This is a genomic window from Vibrio sp. 2132-1, assembly GCF_033344315.1.
In genome coordinates, this window is the sequence record NZ_JAWPON010000565.1 from 1 (window position 1) to 600 (window position 600).

1 protein-coding gene is annotated in these 600 nt (G+C 45.0%); it reads left to right on the forward strand.

Annotated features, from left to right (window positions below; genetic code table 11):
* Positions 1-600, forward strand: a 600-nt coding sequence (locus tag R8N47_RS26670; protein ID WP_318186294.1) for a permease-like cell division protein FtsX, incomplete at both ends; no start/stop codon positions are given.

Below are 600 nucleotides of genomic sequence, written 5' to 3' on the forward strand. Positions count from 1 at the left end.
GAAACTTGGCCTCTTGTAAAAGAAGTGGAATATATTTCTCCACAGCAAGGTTTGGCCGATTTAAGCCAGTACGCGGGTTTTGACCAAGCACTGAGCTTGCTAAGCGGTTATGCATTACCAGGCGTGTTGGTGATTACGCCAGAATCTGATATCAAAACAGACATTCAAGCCCTAGCAAAAGAAGTAGGTCAACAACAAGATGTGACCGATGTTAGGCTAGATGAAGACTGGCTTGCGCGCTTAAATGCCATCAAAACACTAGCAGGCATTATTGTCGTGACTCTGACAATCCTGATGTTGGGTGCGGTATTTTTAATCGTTGGTAACACATTACGTTTTAATGTACTGGCGAATAAAGAAGAGATTCAAACCATGAAGCTTATCGGTGCGACCGACGGCTTCATTTTGCGTCCGTACCTATACACAGGTATGTGGTTTGGTGTACTAGGTGCTGTCATTGCTTGGTTTGTTACGGCGTTAGTGACCATTGTGATGAACAGCGCCGTAGAAGATCTTGCCGCGTTGTACGACAGCCAATTCCGTTTGATTGGCCTGAGTTGGGATGAATCTTTGCTGCTGATTATCACCGGTAGCCTTTTA